This window comes from Ligilactobacillus animalis (genome assembly GCF_009933595.1).
Lineage (GTDB): Bacteria > Bacillota > Bacilli > Lactobacillales > Lactobacillaceae > Ligilactobacillus > Ligilactobacillus animalis.
In genome coordinates this window covers 779,480-800,051 of sequence record NZ_CP047141.1, presented here as the reverse complement: position 1 = coordinate 800,051, position 20,572 = coordinate 779,480, and the positions used below count along the sequence as shown (strand labels likewise).

Below are 20,572 nucleotides of genomic sequence, written 5' to 3'. Positions count from 1 at the left end.
AAAGCATCTTTTATTTATTTTAGTATCTGTTTTGCTACAAAAGGTCCATAGTATTTGAGTCCTTCTGGATTTGGATGGACATTATCACTATAGAACCAATCGGCATGATCTTTACTGTAAGCATACCAATCAATTATCTTTAGATTGTGATATTTCTTAGCTGCTTCCTTTAGATCAGCATTGACTTGATCTTGCCAACGCCGTGTCGGAACGTGAACATTGATCCAATATACTTTACGTTTATCACCCAAGATCGTCATGATCTGTTGCATCTCATCTGCCGTAAATGGACCATTAGTACCTTCACTGATCAAAACTGTGTCAGATAGTTTACCCATTTGAGCTAACGATTGCAAGACCGGAACTGCTTCTCTGACCTGACGTCCGACTTTAGCATCGACATACATATTAGGAAAGATCCCTTGTAGTGTAGCTGAAGCATCAGCCAGGACCGAATCCCCTACCGCTGTGATCGGTAAAGTTTGCGCTCGCGTAAGCTCAGCTTGGGTCAATGAATCACTTGAACTAGACTCAGAACTACTTGCAGCTTGCTCAGAACTTGAACTTGCTGTTTGAGCACTTGAAGCTTGACTGCTTTTACCAGCTTGGATCTCCTTATTTTGTGTTGCCACTTTTTTGTTATTTGATTCGATCGCCTTTTCTAGTGCTGAATTTTGCTTACTTTCAGAACCATGGGCCGGTGAAATGATCGCACCCGTCAAAGCTAACAAAATGATCACACTTGGCACAGCTAGATACCAGCGTTTTTTGCCGTAACGTGATTCTGGTGCAAAAACTTCCTTGATCGTTGCCCATGTCTTAGAATAGTCAAAATGTTGCAATGGCAATTCAAGATAACGGTAAGAAAGATCACTGATCACTAAGATCAAAGCTACTTCGATCACACCATACAAGAATGGGTGATCAGCGACATTGACTTTATCTTCAAAAAAGACTAAGACCGGATATTGATATAAGTAGATCCCGTAACTACGCTTTCCGATCCAAGTAAATAATGGATTTGTCAACAACCGGTTGATGTCAGCCCCCGGATGAGCCACAACTGCGACTAAGATCATCGATAAAACGGAGAAGAAAAACATTCCGCCTCGGTAAACCAAGGTACTTTCACCTGTCATGCGCATAAACATCCAAAGTAACAGCAACATTGTGACCCCACCGATCACATCTAGCGCTAACCTAAAATTTGGTTGCAATTTCTTTTTAAGTGCTGTACTTGGCCAAACAACTGCTAACGATGTTCCTAATAAGATCGAAAACATCCGTGTATCCGTACCGTAATAAACCCGGGAAGGATCTTGCCCACTTCGATACATGATCGCCATCAACAAAGCTGAGATAAACGCTAAAATGATCATCGTATCAAAGATCGGTTGCTTCTTCTTGACAAATTTCAGCAGTAATAAAATAATTATTGGCCAAAAAAGATAAAATTGTCCTTCGATCGATAATGACCATAAGTGGGTAAACGGTGACTGGGTCCCAAACTTATCAAAATAAGATTCATGATGCGCCACTTGAAACCAATTATAAACATATAAAAAATTGGTCACGATTATTGCCCGAATATTTGTCAGTAGATCACGGGCAAACAAAGTAATGTAGGCGGTCGTTACTAATACCAGTGTAACTAAAGCTGGGTATAGGCGCTTCATTCGTCTAATATAAAAACCCTTGATATCGATCCGTTTATTTTGTTGCCATTCTTGAAGCAATAGATCTGTGATCAAATAGCCTGAAACCACAAAAAAGATCGGAACACCTAGGAAACCACCTTGAAATTGATACGGTGCTAAGTGATACAAGATAACACCGATGACTGCGATCGTTCTGATACCATCAAAACCTGTAATATATCTACTCTTCTTTAACCTTTTTCCCATTTGTAAATATTTCCTTTAAATCTTATTCAACAAATTCAAATGTAAAGTTGCCAATTCTTACAAGATCACCGTTCTTAGCTCCACGCTCACGCAAGGCATCATCAACGCCCATTCCACGCAATTGACGAGCAAAACGCATCATGCTTTCTTCGTGATCTAGGTTCGTCATCTTGAAGAGTTTTTCTAACTTAGCACCACCAAGGACCCAAGTTGCATCTGCATCACGTGTAAGTGTAAATGGTGCTTCTGCTGCTTGTTCCTCGAACTCATAGACTTTAGCCTGTTCACCTTGAAGTTTTTCAGCTTTAGTCTCAAAGGCTGGCGTTTCAGCCAATAATTTAGCAGTCTTGTGTAATAATTCATCTAAACCTTGGTGTGTCAAAGAAGAGATGGCTAACACTTCTGGTTTAGTCGCTAAAGTATCATCTTTAGCAAGTTGTTCTTTAAATTTAGCCAAATTTTCAGCGGAATCTGGCATATCCATCTTGGATGCAACTACGATCTGTGGTCGTTCTAACAAAGCTGGATCATATTTCTTTAATTCAGCGTTGATCTTTTGATAATCTTCAAAAGGATCACGACCTTCAGTGCCAGACATATCGACCAAATGCAAGATCACTCTTGTCCGCTCAACGTGACGTAAAAATTGGATCCCTAAACCAACACCTTGGGAAGCCCCTTCGATCAACCCTGGCAAGTCAGCCATGACGAAATCTTGACCGTCATCCAAGCGTACCATCCCTAAGTTTGGTACAAGTGTTGTAAAGTGATAGTCAGCGATCTTAGGTTTAGCACTCGTTACGACTGAAAGTAAGGTCGATTTACCAACTGATGGGAACCCGACTAGACCGACATCCGCTAAAACTTTAAGTTCGAGCTTTAAATTCCGTTCGATCCCTGGTTCACCATTTTCAGCGATCTCAGGGGCTGGATTCTTAGCTGAAGCAAAATGAATATTGCCACGGCCACCGCGACCACCTTTGGCTACGACTAACTCGGCTCCGTTTTCGACTAGATCGCCTAAGACCTCACCCGTATCAGCATCCGTTACGGTCGTACCTTGTGGAACTGCAATATATAAGTCTTTTGCTCCACGGCCATACATCCCTTTGATCATTCCATTTTGGCCAGGTTTAGCCTTAAAAATACGGTGATAACGAAAATCCATCAAAGTCCGTAAACCTTCATCGACTTTCAAGATGACACTGCCACCTTTACCACCATCTCCTCCAGCCGGTCCCCCATTAGGAACATATTTTTCGCGCCGGAAAGCCACGGCACCGTCGCCACCTTTACCGGCTTTGACTTGAATTTTAACTTGATCTACAAACATTTATTTCACCCTTCTAAATAATCCGACAACATCTGCTGTCCGGGATGTTTCTATATAATCTCTAATTATTATTCAATATTACCTAAAAAATTTTCAAAATATTGTAACACTAAGCACAAGTATAACAGTTTCACGCCTCATTCTTCAACCAAGAATAGCACTTAATTATCTAAACTTAGCTTGATCGTTTGGGCGACCTTTTTAGAGATCCCTAAAGCTTGGAGCTCTTCTAATGAAGCTTGCGCGATCTTCTTTAAAGAGCCATAATTACGCAAAAGTTTGATCCGTGTTTTTGGTCCCACACCCGGGATCCGTTCAAGCTTGGATGAAAGCGAATTTTTTGATCTAACTTGCCGATGAAACGTCACCGCAAATCGGTGAACTTCATCTTGGATCCTCTGCAACAGATAAAAGCCCTCGCTCTTAGGATCTAGTCCGATCCGTTCGCCATCTTGGCGCAAAAGATCGGCCGTCTTGTGGTGCTCATTTTTTACCATTCCAGCTACCGGGATCGTCAACCCTAACTGATTATGCAAGACATCGACCGCTGCTTGAACTTGGATCTCTGCCCCGTCCATCAAGATCAAATCAGGTAATGGCTTTTTTTCTTTCAATAACCGACTATAGCGCCGATAGATGACTTCACGTGTGCTAGCCGCTTCATCCGCATGATCGACTGTTTGCAATTTGTATTTACGATAATCATTTTTCTTTGGTTGCCCATCCACAAAACAAACCATCGCGGAAACAAGGTCTGACCCCTGTGTATGCGAATGATCAAAGGCTTCGATCCGATGACCCACTGGTAGACCTAAGGCATCAGTGATCTCTTTCATTGCTCCAGTCGTTTTACGATCATCTAATTCTAGTAAACGAAACTTTTCTTCTAAAACTAGCTGAGCATTTTGGCTGGCCAGATCAAGCAATTCTCTTTTAGCCCCACGTTTTGGCGTCCTAACTGGTGTTTGTAAAATATCAGCTAAGATCTCCTTATCGATCGTTTCAGGAACCAAGATCTCTTTAGGCAAGATCCGATTTTTTTGGTTATAAAACTGTAAGATAAATGAAGCTAATTCAGCCTCAGGGGTATCGATACATGGGAAAAGGCGTTTTTCTCGTTTCATCAACCGCGCTTGGCGAATGAAGAAAACTTGGATAGAGATCCACCCCTTATCCATATAAAAGCCGAACAGATCACGCGGCGTATTGTCATTAGAAATGATCTTTTGACGTTCGACCGTCATCTTAACATAACGGATCTGATCTCTGATCTCACCGGCACGCTCATATTCGAGTTGTTCTGCAGCTTGTTGCATTTTTGTGGTCAATTTGCGCTTGATCCCACCTACATTACCACTCAAAAAAGACTTGATCTTTTTGATGTTTTTTTCATACTCAGCTGGATCGACTTCTTTAAAGCACGCGCCTAAACATTGGCCCATATGATAGTACAGGCAAGGTCGCTTTTGATAACCATTGCAACGCCTTAAAGGATACACCTTTTGCAATAACTGTAATGTTTCTTGCGCAGCGTAAACATTGGGATAAGGACCAAAATAATAGCCCCCATCTTTTTTGACTTGACTAACGATCTTTATCACGGGGTCTTTTTCGTTAGTGATCTTGATATACGGGTAACCCGTCCCCCGTTTCAACTTGATATTGTAATGAGGTGTATACTTTTGGATCAGCGTTATTTCTAGCAAGAACGCTTCTTTGTCTGTTGATGTGATGATCGTTTCAAAATCATAGATCTCAGAGACCAACTTAGCCGTTTTACCTTCATGACTACTTTTGAAGTAAGACCTGACCCGGTTCTTCAAATTCTTGGCCTTACCCACATAGATGATCTTGCTATTGATATCTTTCATCAGATAGCATCCGGGAAGATCAGGTAACAATTTTAATTTGTTTTCAATATGTTCTGATGCCATCTCACTTTTCCTTTCACTACTTCCTCTATATTAATTATACAGCAAAAATTAGTTTTACAATACGTAAAAATACGCTTGCCATCAAAATGACAAGCGTATTCCCTGATCATTTATTTTATAAAACTTTGGCTAAGAAATCTTTGGCACGAGCAGATTTTGGATGTTCAAAGATCTCTTCTGGACTACCGATCTCTTGGACATAGCCATCTGCCATGAACCAAACTTCATCAGCTACCTCACGCGCAAAGCCCATTTCATGTGTGACCACGACCATCGTCATCCCACTATCAGCTAGATCTTGCATAACTTTCAAAACTTCGCCGACCATTTCAGGGTCTAACGCACTAGTTGGTTCATCAAATAAAATAACTTCCGGATCCATCGCTAAAGCACGGGCGATCGCTACCCGTTGCTTTTGGCCCCCAGATAGACTATCCGGGAATTGATCGGCTTTATCTAAAAGCCCGACTTTATCAAGCAGTTCCTTACCGCGTTCTGTGGCGGTCTTTTCATCGACATTTTTGACCTTCATCGGTGCTAACTTGATATTTTCTAAAACGCTCATATTAGGGAAAAGATTGAAGCCTTGAAAGACCATCCCCATCTTTTCACGTAAAACATTTAGTTGTTTTTCAGAAATATGCGCTAGATCTTGACCATCAAAAATGATCTTGCCACTCGTTGGTTTTTCTAAAACATTTAGGCAACGTAAAAATGTACTCTTACCTGAGCCAGAAGGTCCGATCACACAAATAACTTGACCCTTATTCACTGTCTCGGTGATATCTTTTAAAACTTCATTTTTACCGTAATTTTTCTTCAAGTTTTTGATCTCGATCATTTTATCCATGGTTTAACTTCCTTTCAAACAAGTTGAGTAATTTCGACAAACTAAATGTCATGATAAAGTAGATCACCATTGCGATGAACAGTGGCATGACACCCTTATATGTCGCAGATTGTACTAATTGTGTTTGATACATCAGATCGCCGACACCGATGATCGAGACGATCGAACTTTCCTTGATCAATGTCACAAATTCATTACCTAAAGCTGGCCAAATATTTTTCAATGCTTGTGGAATAACAACATAACGGTACGTATCTTTTTGTGTCATCCCTAACGAACGAGCTGCCTCGGTTTGACCGGCTGGAATAGATTCGATCCCCGATCTAATAACTTCAGCAATGTAAGCCGCTGAATTCAAGGCAGTCGCAATGATCCCGGCTACCAAAGCTGGTAAGGATTGGATCACCGCACCGACACCAAAGTAGACAAACATCACTTGGACCATCAACGGTGTGCCCCGGATAAACTCGATATAGCAAACTGCAATGCTATGCAACAACTTGTTCTCAGATAGACGCATCAAGGAGAGCAATGTCCCTAAGATAAAACCAAAGAAGACCGCTGTGACCGTGATGATCAAAGTATATTCGATCCCTTTAGCAAAATATGTCCAATAGCTCATCATGGTATTATTTTTGGTAGTCGTTTCCATGTATTTAGCAGCTTCAGGCACATACTTTGTATCAAGTAAATTTTGTTTTTTGATCTGAGCCAATGTCTTATTTGCTGCAGCAACTAGAGCAGGCGAATTTTTTCTAAATGCGATCGCTGAACCGGTTTGATCAGAACTGACAGAAAAGCCTGGATCAAAGGCTAATAGTTGACTATTGTTAGCCACATATGCTTTAGCTGTTGGTTCTTCCATGGCGATCCCGCTAACTTTGCCTGATTGTAGCGCTAAGACTAAGTTATTCAACTTCGAAAGTCCTTTGACAGTCGTACCAGGCATCTGATCTTTGACTAAATTATATTGCAATGATCCATTTTGAGCCCCAACTGTTTGTCCCTTAAAATCTGCTAAAGTCTTGTATTTGCTAGCATCTTTTTTGTTGATGACCATGTATTGTTTACCCGAATAATAGATATCGGAAAAATCAACACTTTCTTTTCTTTCAGGCGTCGGGTTCATTGCCGAGATGATCGCATCGACCTTATTTGTTTCCAAAGCCACTAAGAGCGAATCAAATGACATATTTTTGATCTCAAGTTTTACACCGAGATCTTTTGCCAATTTTTTAGCGATCTCAATATCGATCCCAACATACTCTGTTTTGCCATCAACTTTAGCTGTAAATTCATATGGTGGATAATCGGCGCTTAAACCGACTACCAATTTTCCACTTTTTTTGATATCTTCCAAAGAAGTATCCGTTTGGTCAGCTTTGACAGTTAAATTACTAAGTGGTAAAAAAACCGCAAACATCATGACCAGCATTAAAATAAATTGCTTGAGTTTATTCATTTCCAATAGCTCCTTTTTTAAATTTGTGTGTCGCACCACTTGGCTTGACTCCCACTTCTTATTTTTTAATTTATAGGTATTATACCCCTATAAGATTATTTATGCAATAAACAATCGAAAAAAGTTGTTTTTATACAAAAATTATTGAATATATCTAATTTGAAATCTAGGCAAAGACCTGTTATCCTTGGGATAAACAAGTTAAAGCAAGGTGATATTCATGGGTCTTAAGATCAATCAAACCAATAAACTCGAAGATCTCTTCAGTAAATTTGCGATCGAGCCGGAAAAAAAGGCTAAGCGCGAAGAAAAAGAAAGTACCGATCCTAAAAAAGAAGATAAGGATAAGAAAAAATAATGAGAATGCCAGGAACGAAAACTTCACTGGCATTCTCATTATTTGTATCATTATGCATTCGGAGTGAATCCATTTGGATAACGGCGATTCAACGTATCGATGTTCTTTTGTGCGACCTCATCAAAAGGAATATCTGCCCATTGTGCGATCTGAGATAGATACCACAAAACATCTCCCATCTCAGCCACTAATTTTTCACGGTCAAGATCTTTACCCTTAAATGTATAATCTTTCACAAGATCGATCAACTGTCCACTCTCACCAGCTAAGCCCAAGGCACAATTGGTCAAAACCTGTTCATTTCCATATAAAGTACGATTTGCTGCTACTTGGTATTCATTAAATTCCATCTATTCAGCCCCCATTGTATGTGCATCGATCCATTCCCAGATCTGTTCTTTACCTGTTTTAGTAACTGCTGAAAATAAAATGACTTTATCTTCTTTACGTAAGCGCAACTTTTTGCGAATGATGCTTTCACTCTTATTCCACTTACCACGAGCGATTTTATCGATCTTAGTTCCAACGACTAAGATCGGCAAGTTGTAGTAATGTAAAAATTCGATCATCTGACAATCAAGCTCGGTCGGTTCGTGACGAGCATCGACTAATGAGATAACTCCCCGCAATTCTTGCCGTGTTTCAAAATATGTCTCGATCATTTTCCCCCATTTTTCACGATCTTTTTTTGAAACTTTTGCATAACCATAACCTGGCACATCGACAAAATATAGCTCATCTTCAATATTATAAAAGTTCAAAGTCTGTGTCTTACCTGGTTGACTGGATGTCCGGGCGTAATTTTTACGATTGATCAAGGTGTTGATCAGTGACGATTTTCCCACATTGGAACGCCCTGATAAGGCGATCTCAGGATACCCTTCTGCTGGATATTGTTCTGGGCGGACTGCACTGATCGTCAGCTCAACATTATGTACGTCCATATAAATCTGCTACCTCCGTTAAATTCATTTATGTCTAATTCTATCACAAAATCCACAACTACGTGTACTTAAAAAGAAACGCCCCATGATCCGCAGATCTGGGGCGTGAACTTTGAGAAAAAATGACAGGGCCATGGTCCCATATCATCATTTAACAAAATTATTTTGTTTTTACAACTTCTTTGTCACCGTAGAAACCGCAAGCTGGGCAAACGTGGTGTGACTTTCTCAATTCACCACAGTTAGGGCAAGCGCTCATGCCAGGTACTGACAATTTGTAGTGTGTACGACGTAATCTCTTACGTGTTTTAGATGTTTTACGTGCTGGTACAGCCATCGAGAAACACCTCCTTCAAAATTTTAAAAATATCCAACAAAAAGAATTTTACTTGTTATTCACCACTTTTGCAACTAATCTTTAGAATTTTCGAAAAAATCCTTGAGTTTAGCCAATCGCGGATCAACACCATCTTCATCTTTTTGCATTTTCTTTAACTCACCTTCACTGACAACGTTCCAATCGCCACCATTAGGCATTGTCGCATCATCTTGTTGTTCGGCTTTCGTTAAAACCTGCATCGGAATTTGTAACAAAATATTGTCTTCGATCACACTGTTGAGATCTAAGATGTCATTTTCTAAAACGATCACAACATCTGTATCCTCAAACCGTGAAAGATCACGCTCATGGTGACTGACATAATGTTCCGTAAATTCAAACTCTAAGTCGACTTCAGCTGGTTCAAGTGAACGCGTTGAAGGTAAAGTGACTGTCGTTTTAACTTTGGCATAGCCTAAGACGCCTAATTCATCAACTGAAAAGACACCCTTGACCAAAACCGGGGAAACATCCAGAATTTCTGGACGCCGTTTTTGCAAAGAAGCTTTAAGGTCTAAAGTCTCTTCAAACATCAACGGCTCATCAGCAGTTTGGCGCAATTCATTTAATGACCATTTCATGCTATATTCCTCCTAATGCAACAAAATTGATTATACTTGCTTTAAAAAGCTTTGTCAATGCTTTTTCCTTGACACCTATTTAAAAAATGCGTATTGGCGCTCTTTTTAGATCCTGTTCCAGCTGATTTTGCAGCTGGTAAATTTTTCCGGCGCGATAATCGACCCGATAAGCTGCATTTTTATCATCTTTAGAAACTTTAGCAATTATCTGGTGCGCACTTGTTTTTTTAGCTCGACTTAGTACCTGTTGTCCCTTGGCATTAAAGCCTAACAGGCGCATATATGGGGCTTTATTGTACTCTTTGACCTCAGCGGGGGTCAGTTCTAACAATAAGGCACAAGCCAAACGCGACAAACGCGTATAGGTGAAACGCTTGGTCTTGACTGCTTTTAACCACTGATCAAAATCAGCTGTACTTGGTAATCGTTCCATCTGCTCTTTTAAGCGATATTCGATCCCCTCAGCCATTCCATAGATCTCACCTAAGCGTGCGGGTGTAGTTGACAGCAATTTATACTTTAAATATGGGAAAAAATCATCCCATGTCAGTAATCTTTGTGTTTTTAGTGTCGCTAACGTAGCTTCAGGGACATAAGCACTCAGTTTCGCTAAATTTCCAGCTAAGTAGTGCTGCCTGATCGCAGTTGCACTGGCGATCGTCCCCGCTTTTAATTCTACTTCATGATAATTTGCATTTTTGCGCTGGATCGGGTTCAAGCGCAAGGGCTCACCCAACTTTAAATTTGCTTTAGCATACGCCAGCCCTAAAAGATCATTGGGCTGATCGACATTATGACCGATCTTAGCGGCAACTGCTTTTTGAAATGTTGCTGCATAAGATTCACTATACGTTTTAAAATCACCGTGTGCACTTTGAACTAGGCGCGCATAGTCAGCAAAATCATACTCCGCATGCTCGGCACCAAAAAATAGATCCGTCACGCCTAACGAGGCTAGGATCGAGACACCATTAAAAGCAAAACGATCAGCTGGTTGAACACAGGCCAAGACAGGCATCTCGACCACAAGATCGGCTCCATTAGCTAAAGCTTGTTCAGCACGCGTCCACTTATCAAAGCTAGCTGGTTCGCCACGTTGCAAAAAATTTCCACTCATCGCTACTACTAATGGTGCATCAGGGAACTTTTTTTTGACCTCTTGTATCTGGTAAAGATGTCCATTATGAAATGGATTATATTCAGCAATAATTCCCGCAACTGGCATTTTTTATCCCCCTATTTGCTTATGGCAACTAAAAAACCACCGCGTCGTTTCCGAAGTGAAGTCGCCCTTACCAAAATCAGCACTTACCGTGATATCCTTAAATCCTGCTTGAGTCAACAAACGCTGGTAGACCTCTAATTCATAAGTCCGTTCATGATGGATCTCACTTATTCTTTCATAACTCTCCAGCGCTTCATTCCAAACAAAAAAGGTCAATTCATGGACCGCGCTATGTTCAAATTCGTCAGCAAAACTACTCCAGATAAAGGCTTGATCTTCAGCAGTATAATTATACATATAGCCGGGGTAGACCTCATCAGTTTGATAAGGTGTGATCACATCAAAAATAAATTTTCCATCATCTTCTAGATGTTGATAGACTTCTTTAAAAGCCTGAAGCACTTGAACTTCATCTTGTAAGTAGCAAAATGAGTCCGCAAAACAAGTCACCGCACTATACTGTCCCAGTTCACTCAAGTCTAGCATATTTCCCTGCATAAATGGGATCGCTAACTTGGCTTCTCTAGCATGCATTTCAGCTAAAGCGAGCATTTCTTCTGATAGATCAACTCCTGAAACTTGATAACCATTTTGAGCTAACATGACCGCTAAACGGCCGGCACCACAGGCTAGATCCAGTATCTGTCCCGTAGTTTTGGGGAGTTCTTGCTCAACAAAATCTAACCATTGATCATACATCGTTGGTTCCATCAGCTCATCATAGAGCTTTGCAAAACTCGAGTAGATCATCTTAGTCTTTGACCCATTCTTCGATATCAACTAATGGTGCATCAGACCATAATTTTTCTAAGTTATAAAATTGACGTGTTTCTTCTTTGAAGACATGCACGATCACATCCCCTAGATCAAGTAAGATCCAGTTGGCACCATCTTTACCTTCAACACTCTTGATATCTTCATTTGCTTCATGAACTTTTTCAACGATCGCTTCAGTTACAGCTTTAACTTGTCTTTCAGAACCTGCTTGCATGATCACAAAGTAATCAGCCAATAAACTGATATTTTGGACATCTAAAGCAATGATATCTTCCGCACGCTTGCTATCTGCAGCGCGAACAACTAATTCTAATAATTCTTGACTGTTCATATAGTCCTCCTAAATAGGCTACGATGCGACATATGCATTATATGTCAAGATCGCAGCGGGATAAATTGTTTTGTTATTATTCATCAAATAGAGCAGTGTATGCTTAGTTTCAAACTCAACTGCTGCCCGTAAACTTTTAGCAGCGATCTGACGTGCCTGGTCGACCCCAGGAAAATCACGACCTGGTTCGATATAATCAGCGACATACACGATCTGATCTAGCGTTGTCATTTCTTTGGCCCCAACTGTATGGCGCCGGACCGCATTTAAGATCTCTTCATCAGTGATCTGTAATTCTTTTTTGATGATCTCAGCCCCAACGACTCCATGCCAGATAAAATTGTTCCAATTCAATAAGTCTTTCTCTAGTCCAGCTTGAGCGATCATCGCTTTAAACTCTGCTTCGCTACGTTCTTTAGCATAATCATGGACTAAAGCTACCACACTAGCTTTTTCAAGCTCATAATCGTTAGCTCGGGCTAATTCTAACGCAGCTTGTTCGACCCCTAAAATGTGTTTAAACCGCTTTTCACTGACCTGTTCTTTAACTTTAGCGATCAGCTCTTCACGCGAACCAGCGTAATAATGTTTTTGGTATTCAACTGTTTGTGTCATGATAAAGACCTTCTTGTCTGATATAATTTTCCACTTCACTTGTTACCAAGTACTTGATCGAGCGCCCTTGTTGCAATCTTTCCCGGATCATCGACGAACTGATATCTATCCGTGGAACATCCACCCAGATCAAAGGGTAGTCACTTTTTTTCGCATAACCCTTGCGCTCTACACTGACAAATTGGATCATTTTGACCAATTCATCGACCTTGTACCATTTAGGCAAATACTCGACCATATCTCCCCCGATGATAAAGTAGAGGTCAGCATCGGGATATAGCTGCTTGAGCTCTTGGACCGTGTCATAGGTGTAGCTGACCCCACCACGTCTGATCTCAATATCTTCGAGTTGAAATTTAGGCTCAGAAGCAATACTCATTTCGACCATGTGCAAGCGATATTTGGCAGCGATCGCAGCTTTTTGGTCGATGTGTGGGGGCAAATTATCTGGCATAAATAATACTTTATCTAGATCAAGTTGCTCTTGCACCTGCTTAGCCATGATCAAATGTCCTAAATGTGGTGGATTAAAAGTCCCCCCCATGATCCCGATCCGTTCACGGCTATCAGCTTTTAATGGTTGAACTTGGACTTTAGAAGCCACCGTCGTTTCGGTCTTTAGCATCTTACCTACACCTCTTAGAGTTTAGTAACTTCAAGTGAATATGAACGATTATCGCGTTTATTTGCTTGTTTGAACAATACTAAAACATGACCGATCTTTTGCACGACTTGGATATCAGTATTGTCTTCGATAAACGCGATCACTTCTTCATCTTCGACCAATGCATTTTGTAAGATATTTACCTTAAATAATTCACGTTTTTCAATAGCATCTTCGATCTGAGCGAGCCAGTTTGCACTCAAACCTTCCTTACCCACTTGAAATAACGGACGCATTCCGTGTGCTTGAGCACGTAAATAGCGTTTTTGTTTACCCTTAAGTTTCATATTCTAATTCCTCTCTTAAACCATCGCTCTTCTTAAAATAACGGCTACGCCTTCTGGAGCCCAGCCTGCAACAACGCTATTGGCTTTAACTGTGACCCAACCTAAACCTGCGAAAACAAGATCACTTTTTTCGGTCGTCTTGAATTCAAAACGTACTAGCTTAGGAAAATCTTTCATTTCTTCAGCTGTCGGTGGAGTCAATAACGTACCTGCATGTTTAGCATAAAACTCGGTCGCTTTTTCGGTCTTAGTCCGATGGATCATTAAGTTGTTGTCAGTATAAACGATCACACCTTGCTTTCCCCCAGAGATATAGTCAAAACGAGCTAAGGCGCCAAAGAAAAGTGTCTGCCCTTCATTTAATTGGTAAACTTTCGGCTTGATCTCTTTTTGTGGCGTAGCTAAACGCAAAGCCTTAGGTGATAGATAATGCGCCATTTGATGCTTATGGATGATCCCTGGTGTATCGATCAAGAAATGACCATCACCAAATGGGATCTCGATCCGATCAAGCGTGGTTCCTGGGAAACGGGAAGTCGTGATCAAGTCTTTGACCCCTGTCGTTTGGTTGATGATCCGATTGATCAGAGTTGATTTACCCACGTTAGTAACACCAACAACATATACATCGCGGCCTTCACGATATTTGTCGATCAATTCTAACAGATCTTCGAGGTCTTTACCACGTTTTGCGCTAGTCAAAGCGACATCGACTGGACGAAGCCCCTGTTTGTTGGCCTCTTGACGCATCCAATCTTTGATCTTAGAACGCTTCAGTGAATGTGGTAAAAGATCTTCCTTGTTACCGACTAATAAAACAGGGTTATCCCCTACAAAACGGTGTAATCCTGGAATGAGTGAACCGTTAAAATCAAAGATATCAACGACATTGACGATCAAAGCATCAGTTTGACCGATCTGATTTAGCAGACGCAAAAAGTCATCATCAGTTAAGGAAACGTCAGCTACCTCATTGTAGTGGCGTAATCTAAAACAGCGTTGACAATAAAGCTCGCTATTTTCTAAGCCCTTTTGGATCGCTGCTTGTGGGGTATAACCGGGTTCGGCTTTATCTTCAGATTGGATCTTAGCCCCACAACCGATACAGTATAATTCTTCATTTTCAGTCATCTAGTGTATGCCCCCATTTTGTACTCAATCTATCTTTTTTGATCAAACGTTTTTTAACGATCTTTTCAAAGAAACGATTGATCTTAGTATTCCACGCATCGGAATCCACTAGTGGCTTGACCAAAATACTACGGATCCCAGCATTATTTGCAGCCATTACATCAGTCATTAATTGATCACCAACTAAAACGACCTCATTTTTCTTTAAGCCATAGCGCTTCAAAGCAATTTGGATCCCACGGGTAAGTGGCTTCAAAGCCCGCGAAACAAAAGGTAGTTCCAAGGCCGCTAAAGCGTGTTCGATCCGCTTATGCTTGTTATTTGACACTACGACCACCGGGATCTTAGCATCTTCCATCTTGTGTAACCACGCATGCAATTGAGGCGTGCCCTCGGGATTATCCCAAGCGATCAAAGTGTTATCAAGGTCAGTCAAAACAACTTTGATCCCTTTTTCTCTTAACTCAGTCGGTGAAAGATCATAGATCGACTCGACCATCCATGTTGGTTCAAATTTATTGAGCAAAGTATATCTCCTTCAAAATATAGTCTCTAACTACTATTATATGCTAGCAAAACTACTTTTAGCAAAATTTAATGTGACAGCTAAAGAAAAAAGCCGAGACAACAGTAGTCTCAGCCTTTTAACTAGATGAGTGACAAATTATTTTGCCAAAGCTTTCTTAGCTTCATCAACAAGCGCTGTGAAAGCAGCTGCATCGCTGATTGCAAGATCAGCTAACATTTTACGGTTAACATCAATGTTAGCTAATTTCAAACCGTGCATCAACTTGCTGTAGCTGATATCGTTCATACGAGCTGCTGCGTTGATACGAGCAATCCATAATTTACGGAAGTTTGATTTTGTCTTACGACGATCGCGGAATGCGTATTGGTAAGACTTCATAACTTGTTGCTTAGCTACTTTAAATTGGATATGCTTTGAACCGCGGTATCCTTTAGCTAATTTGATCATTTTTTTACGGCGTTGACGCGTAACTGTTCCACCTTTAACACGTGGCATGGTTAATTCCTCCTTAAACTTAGCCCGACGTTATACGGGACTCACAAAACTGATCTGTGCGCTGAAAAAACGATCCAACAATCGCTTCTGCAAAGCACAATAATGATGCAATCTTACATTGCAACCGAGTAATAGAATCTCAATAATTATTTCATTTGAGAAAGCATTTGCTTGATACGCTTCATATCTGAAGCAGATACCATTGCTGGCTTACGCAATTGACGGCGTTGTTTCTTTGTCTTGCCGTGGAAACGGTGAGATGTGAAAGCGTGAGCACGCTTCAAACCACCATTTCCTGTACGCTTAAAGCGTTTTGCTGATGCGCGGTGTGTTTTTTGTTTTGGCATAATACTGTACTCCTCCTAAATAAACTATCAGCCTATTTTTCGGCTTTAGGCGCAAGCATTAAGAACATGCTGCGTCCATCCATTTTTGCTTTAGATTCGACTGTTGCAACATCATCTGTTTCCGCAGCAAATCTATCAAGAACTTCGCGTCCGATCTCTTTATGTGTGATCGCACGACCCTTAAAGCGAATAGATACCTTAACTTTATCACCTTTTGCCAAGAATTTACGTGCATTCTTAACTTTAGTATTAAAATCGTTAGTATCGATCGTTGGGCTTAAACGAACTTCTTTAACGTTGATCACTTTTTGCTTTTTACGAGCTTCACGCTGTTTCTTCTGCAACTCAAAACGATACTTCCCATAATCCATGATCTTGGCAACAGGTGGTTTTGCTTTAGGTGCTACCAAAACAAGGTCTAAGTTAGCTTGCTCTGCCAACTTCAAAGCTTCTTGCTTAGATTTGACCCCCAACTGGGAACCATCATCAGCAATCAAGCGTAACTCACGTGCGCGAATGCCTTCGTTTACCATCTTATCAACTGCTATGGCGTTTCACCTCCAAAAAAATTCAGAGAAAATGCAGAAAAAATGCGGGTATCTCGTAAAACTTACAAGACACCCGCACAGATCCGTTTTTATCGGAATTACATTTCATAATTCTGCCCCGGGACTGTTTGTCCCCTAGGCGAGAAGCGGGAGCCTCTGCTTTTTTTCTCAACTGTTATAGAATAACATAACTTTCAGCTCGAAACAACTAATTTTTTCAAAAAAGTTGATCTTTAGCTTACGTAAGATATTTACTGCCCTCACGAATACTAAGAGCAGACAATTCATTGCGGTATGTTGCAATAAATCCAGCCACCCACTTAGGATCTGTCTTTGAATAATCACGCAAGGCCCACCCGATCGCTTTATTGATAAAAAATTCATCACTACCAAGATTATTTATGATGATCTTAGCTAAGAGTTCTGTATCAGTTTGCTTTTTTAATAGCAATTGAAATTCGAGCGCGACCCTTTTGACCCACAAATTACTATCTTCACTCCAAGTAAGCATTATCGGCGTCATTTCACTTGGATAGCTCAAATACAAGTCCGTGAATACTTTGACTAAAGTATCAACAGTTTCCCACCACGATTTAGTTATGACCAATTTTTTCAATTTAGGTAGATCTGCTAAGGTCGTAAACTTCTTCATTTTCACTAAATAATCACAAGCGATATATTGATATTCTCTTTGAGGCTTTTGCCAACACAGCTCAACAAACTCCCAATCTATCTTAGCTGTTTTTCTGGCATTTTTAAAAGCTTCACGGCAAAGCTGCCGGCGCTTAGGTGTTTTTATACCTAAAAATTCAAATTGATCACGCATATACGCTGACATACTTTTAGCTTGCTCAACATTACCTTCTAGGCTCAGCGTATCTATCAAAGTAAATAAATCATCTTTTGCTTCCATCTAGGCTTTTCGTCACTTCCGATCATTTCACGATTTCATCAAGTACCTAGGTCACTATTCCTTGCTAAATAGCTTAAAAACATCTGAGTTATTAGAAAAGTTCTTTATCTCTGTTTCTGTTATGATCCTACGTTTACGCTCATTTTCTATTATATTAGAGACATCAATCACATCAAAAACAAGTCCTTCTTCAACAATTAATAGGAGATTTTTTCTAAACTTTAATGGTGAATCGAAAATACCAACAACACGATATTCTTTAATGGAATCATCAGCAATTAATAACTTGCCCGTATATTCAACTGGTATATTTAAGTCTAAATAGTAATTGTCTCCTCCCAAAAAGATACTGCCAAATTCACTATAATAATCGCCAAAGTTAGCAACCTGTTCTTTTATAGTTATTTTACGTGGTAAGACATTATTTATCGGTAAAGACTGACTAGTTCTTATTGCAAGATCTTTAAGTAATGATTCATCATCTACAACCGCAAATCTGGCTAATCTCCCAGAATAATTCGCAGTACTACATCCATTGATCGTTATCCCCAAAGAAGCTACATCAAAAAAATTCTTCTCATCCAAAATACTAACCAATCTATATTCATGTTCTGCATAAATTAGAGTATCAGGCAACTGATACGTCATAAAAGCATCTCCTTATCACAACGTTACAAGATTATACGTCTCTCTCCACCTTAGCTTCATTCTAACAATTCCATAATTCCATTTCCATAAAAAAACTGACCATAACACCTTGTCATGATCAGTCATAAAATCATATTTAAAAATCTTCTTCGCGGTAACCGACTTGTTCCATATTCTTGCGGCCACGCTGTAAAATATAGATCGCTACGATAACCAATACGATTCCGACTACTTCGATCCAATTCATACCAAGACCTAAGAAGATCACACTCAAGACCGCTGTCGTAGCTGGTTGTAAGGCATCCATGATACTAATAACATCGGATGGCGCAAAACGTGAGCTGTATAGCAATAAACCAAATGGGATGATTGTTCCCAACAAGATGACCGTTGAGATCGAAAGAACTAACCCACCTGTGATCACTGGCGGATCGACCCACACAGGACGATATGCGTTAAACAATACCCCTGCGATAAATGTCCCCCAACCTAAGATCACGATCGGTGGATGGTCTTTTGCGATCGGCTTTGGTAAAACAACATAAAATGCAGCCGTAATACCAGAACCGATCCCCCAAAGTAATGAATCCATCGGGATCGACATTTGCGTGAAATCACCTTTTGTAATTGCTAAAATGACCCCAACTAGGGCAACAACAAAGGCAATCATATCAGTCGATAATGGGCGTTGCTTTTTGATAAAGATCCCACCTAAAACAATGAACAATGGACTTAGATATTGCAAGATCGTAGTTGCTGAAGCGTTACCTTTTTGAATCGAAATATAAAAGGTCAACAGGTTAGCCATCAAACCAAAAATTGCATAAGCTAATAAATATCCAAATGTTCTCCATGATGAAAAGACACCAAAGGTCTTCTTACCATACATAAATAAACTAATGATCAACAAAATCACGCCTGCACCCATAGTTCTGATCGATAGATACCAATCAGCTGGGAGGTTTTGATTTTGTGAAATAAATTGAACCGTTGTACCAGAGATCCCCCAGACAGCCGAAGCAACAGCTGACCAAAAGATCCCTTTCATAACGTTATTAGACGTTGCTTTCATTTTATTCCCTCCAAATATCTTATTATATTCGGAAAGAACTAATTTGACAATATATCATGTTAGAAAAAGTTACAAAGAAGATCATTTTGTATGTGTATCATCTGTCATCTGCTTTACCATTTTTGTCAATGGACGTAAAGTATCTAAGCGTGCGATCTGATCTTGAGGGAGTTTTTCAAACCCTAATTTTGCACCTAAAATTTGCCCTGTTACTGCACCAGTCGAATCAGAATCACCGTCATGAATAACAGCTACTTGCAAGGCTTTAGTAAGATCATCTTGATACTTTAGAGCACAATATATCGCAATAGCCAGCGTCTCTTCTGCGATCCAACCTTCACCGAGTTGACTGATCGCTTGTAGATCATCCTCAGCACTTGTACTCAACCAGACAGCCTCTTGTATCAACTCATCAAATGCTACAAGTTCGTTGTAGTTGAAGCTAGACTTTAGCTCTTGTCTCATTAAAGTAATGCTCTTTGCAATATCTTGCCCTGCAAGTATATGTTTTAAGATCCCAACTAATGCAGCCAAAGCTAAAATACTCATTGGATGACCATGAGTTAAGGCCGAATTTCTAGCTGCCAGTAAATAAATATCTTCATTTCTGCTAGCAAAAGTCAGTGGAGCGACCCGCATCACTGCACCACACCCCTTACTCTGATTTATCGGTTCATTTAAAGTTCCTGGAATACCACGCATCAAAGCCGATAAACATGTTCTTCCTGGTTCACGGCTAGCATACATTTCGGGATATTCCATCAGCCACGAGATTGGACGATGGCTCAATTCAGTTTGATCGTGTTTAAATTGAGTCTCCAACCAATCTTGGTAACAAGCCCAAGTATTATCAGCTAGATCACCGTTTAACAATAATGCATTAGCCGTAAAAAGCGTCATCTGTGTATCATCTGAGATCAATAGTGGTCCAGAGATCTTAGTAAAATCATGTTTAGGATCGATTTGATCGACCTTATCAAACTCGATCGGATACCCCAGTGCGTCACCTAAAGCACCACCAAATAAACAACCTGCAATTTTATCCACCATGTCTGCGATCGATCTGTCGTTTATATTCAACAGTTGCGTCATGTTCTCTATCTGCTAAATATCTGGTATAGTCAGTCGCAGCCTGCTCAACTTCGACCTATAAAGCCCTTACATAAATAAAAATCTAAATGACTAAGATACAAGATGAATACTAGCATCTTTTCTAATTATTTTCAATCCACTTTTTAATTTAAG

The 20,572-nt window shown here is 40.2% G+C and carries 25 protein-coding genes and 1 other annotated feature; of the genes, 1 reads left to right on the top strand and 24 read right to left on the bottom strand.

Annotated elements, in window-relative coordinates:
• Positions 1–14: 14 nt before the first annotated feature.
• The 5 genes from GSR62_RS03950 to GSR62_RS03930 all read right to left on the bottom strand — a co-directional run bounded on the left by GSR62_RS03950 (position 15) and on the right by GSR62_RS03930 (position 7,483).
• Entirely contained in the window at positions 15–1,904 is a 1,890-nt protein-coding gene (locus GSR62_RS03950; RefSeq protein WP_010688834.1) for an acyltransferase family protein, read from the bottom strand.
• A gap of 22 nt (positions 1,905–1,926) precedes the next feature.
• Positions 1,927–3,237 (bottom strand): GTPase ObgE, encoded by a 1,311-nt coding sequence (gene obgE / locus GSR62_RS03945; protein ID WP_035449042.1) that lies wholly within the window; start codon positions 3,235–3,237, stop codon positions 1,927–1,929.
• Between the two features lie 161 nt (positions 3,238–3,398).
• Complete coding sequence (gene uvrC, locus GSR62_RS03940; RefSeq protein ID WP_066023844.1) at positions 3,399–5,171, bottom strand: excinuclease ABC subunit UvrC; 1,773 nt, start codon at positions 5,169–5,171, stop codon at positions 3,399–3,401.
• A gap of 115 nt (positions 5,172–5,286) precedes the next feature.
• Positions 5,287–6,012: an amino acid ABC transporter ATP-binding protein gene (locus GSR62_RS03935; protein ID WP_010688831.1), complete on the bottom strand. Its 726-nt coding sequence runs from the start codon at positions 6,010–6,012 to the stop codon at positions 5,287–5,289.
• A 1-nt stretch (position 6,013) separates the two neighbouring features.
• The gene (locus GSR62_RS03930; protein ID WP_066023843.1) at positions 6,014–7,483 is read right to left on the bottom strand and encodes an ABC transporter substrate-binding protein/permease; all 1,470 of its coding nucleotides are present in this window, start codon (positions 7,481–7,483) and stop codon (positions 6,014–6,016) included.
• Positions 7,484–7,703: 220 nt separating this feature from the next.
• Here GSR62_RS03930 and GSR62_RS09440 point away from each other — a divergent pair, with 220 nt between their 5' ends.
• Positions 7,704–7,841, top strand: a complete 138-nt coding sequence (locus tag GSR62_RS09440; protein WP_004047308.1) for an SPJ_0845 family protein — start codon at positions 7,704–7,706, stop codon at positions 7,839–7,841.
• A gap of 50 nt (positions 7,842–7,891) precedes the next feature.
• Here the strand turns inward: GSR62_RS09440 and GSR62_RS03925 are convergent, their stop codons facing one another.
• From GSR62_RS03925 to GSR62_RS03835, 19 genes are all read right to left on the bottom strand, one after another.
• Entirely contained in the window at positions 7,892–8,191 is a 300-nt protein-coding gene (locus tag GSR62_RS03925) for a nucleoside triphosphate pyrophosphohydrolase family protein (protein ID WP_010688827.1), read from the bottom strand.
• Complete coding sequence (gene yihA / locus GSR62_RS03920) at positions 8,192–8,785, bottom strand: ribosome biogenesis GTP-binding protein YihA/YsxC (protein WP_010688826.1); 594 nt, start codon at positions 8,783–8,785, stop codon at positions 8,192–8,194.
• Between the two features lie 160 nt (positions 8,786–8,945).
• The gene (gene rpmF, locus GSR62_RS03915) at positions 8,946–9,122 is read right to left on the bottom strand and encodes a 50S ribosomal protein L32 (RefSeq protein WP_004047302.1); all 177 of its coding nucleotides are present in this window, start codon (positions 9,120–9,122) and stop codon (positions 8,946–8,948) included.
• A 74-nt stretch (positions 9,123–9,196) separates the two neighbouring features.
• Positions 9,197–9,745 (bottom strand): YceD family protein, encoded by a 549-nt coding sequence (locus tag GSR62_RS03910; RefSeq protein ID WP_066023842.1) that lies wholly within the window; start codon positions 9,743–9,745, stop codon positions 9,197–9,199.
• Between the two features lie 79 nt (positions 9,746–9,824).
• Positions 9,825–10,970, bottom strand: a complete 1,146-nt coding sequence (locus GSR62_RS03905) for a nucleotidyltransferase (RefSeq protein ID WP_066023841.1) — start codon at positions 10,968–10,970, stop codon at positions 9,825–9,827.
• A gap of 3 nt (positions 10,971–10,973) precedes the next feature.
• Positions 10,974–11,720: a class I SAM-dependent DNA methyltransferase gene (locus GSR62_RS03900; RefSeq protein WP_035449032.1), complete on the bottom strand. Its 747-nt coding sequence runs from the start codon at positions 11,718–11,720 to the stop codon at positions 10,974–10,976.
• Position 11,721: 1 nt separating this feature from the next.
• Complete coding sequence (gene rsfS / locus GSR62_RS03895) at positions 11,722–12,078, bottom strand: ribosome silencing factor (protein WP_035449030.1); 357 nt, start codon at positions 12,076–12,078, stop codon at positions 11,722–11,724.
• A gap of 18 nt (positions 12,079–12,096) precedes the next feature.
• Entirely contained in the window at positions 12,097–12,693 is a 597-nt protein-coding gene (gene yqeK / locus GSR62_RS03890; RefSeq protein ID WP_066023840.1) for a bis(5'-nucleosyl)-tetraphosphatase (symmetrical) YqeK, read from the bottom strand.
• Positions 12,677–13,318, bottom strand: a complete 642-nt coding sequence (locus GSR62_RS03885) for a nicotinate-nucleotide adenylyltransferase (RefSeq protein WP_035449026.1) — start codon at positions 13,316–13,318, stop codon at positions 12,677–12,679. The genes yqeK and GSR62_RS03885 overlap by 17 nt, the downstream gene beginning before the upstream one ends.
• A gap of 14 nt (positions 13,319–13,332) precedes the next feature.
• On the bottom strand, positions 13,333–13,644 hold the full coding sequence (gene yhbY, locus GSR62_RS03880) for a ribosome assembly RNA-binding protein YhbY (protein ID WP_010688820.1): 312 nt from the start codon (positions 13,642–13,644) through the stop codon (positions 13,333–13,335).
• 15 nt (positions 13,645–13,659) lie between these two features.
• Entirely contained in the window at positions 13,660–14,775 is a 1,116-nt protein-coding gene (gene yqeH / locus GSR62_RS03875; RefSeq protein ID WP_066023839.1) for a ribosome biogenesis GTPase YqeH, read from the bottom strand.
• Positions 14,768–15,301, bottom strand: a complete 534-nt coding sequence (locus GSR62_RS03870; RefSeq protein WP_035449022.1) for a YqeG family HAD IIIA-type phosphatase — start codon at positions 15,299–15,301, stop codon at positions 14,768–14,770. Before GSR62_RS03870 ends, yqeH begins: the two co-directional genes overlap by 8 nt.
• A 138-nt stretch (positions 15,302–15,439) precedes the next feature.
• Positions 15,440–15,799 carry a 50S ribosomal protein L20 gene (rplT, locus tag GSR62_RS03865; RefSeq protein ID WP_004047273.1) on the bottom strand — a complete coding sequence of 120 codons (360 nt, stop codon included), beginning with the start codon at positions 15,797–15,799 and terminating at the stop codon, positions 15,440–15,442.
• 146 nt (positions 15,800–15,945) lie between these two features.
• Entirely contained in the window at positions 15,946–16,146 is a 201-nt protein-coding gene (gene rpmI, locus GSR62_RS03860) for a 50S ribosomal protein L35 (RefSeq protein WP_004047272.1), read from the bottom strand.
• Between the two features lie 32 nt (positions 16,147–16,178).
• Positions 16,179–16,679 (bottom strand): translation initiation factor IF-3, encoded by a 501-nt coding sequence (infC, locus tag GSR62_RS03855; RefSeq protein WP_066023838.1) that lies wholly within the window; start codon positions 16,677–16,679, stop codon positions 16,179–16,181.
• 45 nt (positions 16,680–16,724) lie between these two features.
• Positions 16,725–16,862 (bottom strand) — a sequence feature (ribosomal protein L20 leader region).
• Between the two features lie 70 nt (positions 16,863–16,932).
• Complete coding sequence (locus GSR62_RS03850; RefSeq protein ID WP_066023837.1) at positions 16,933–17,607, bottom strand: DNA alkylation repair protein; 675 nt, start codon at positions 17,605–17,607, stop codon at positions 16,933–16,935.
• A 54-nt stretch (positions 17,608–17,661) separates the two neighbouring features.
• Positions 17,662–18,255 (bottom strand): hypothetical protein, encoded by a 594-nt coding sequence (locus GSR62_RS03845; RefSeq protein ID WP_035449018.1) that lies wholly within the window; start codon positions 18,253–18,255, stop codon positions 17,662–17,664.
• A gap of 136 nt (positions 18,256–18,391) precedes the next feature.
• On the bottom strand, positions 18,392–19,327 hold the full coding sequence (locus GSR62_RS03840) for a DMT family transporter (protein WP_010688814.1): 936 nt from the start codon (positions 19,325–19,327) through the stop codon (positions 18,392–18,394).
• A gap of 81 nt (positions 19,328–19,408) precedes the next feature.
• Entirely contained in the window at positions 19,409–20,419 is a 1,011-nt protein-coding gene (locus GSR62_RS03835) for an ADP-ribosylglycohydrolase family protein (protein WP_225362225.1), read from the bottom strand.
• Positions 20,420–20,572: the final 153 nt, after the last annotated feature.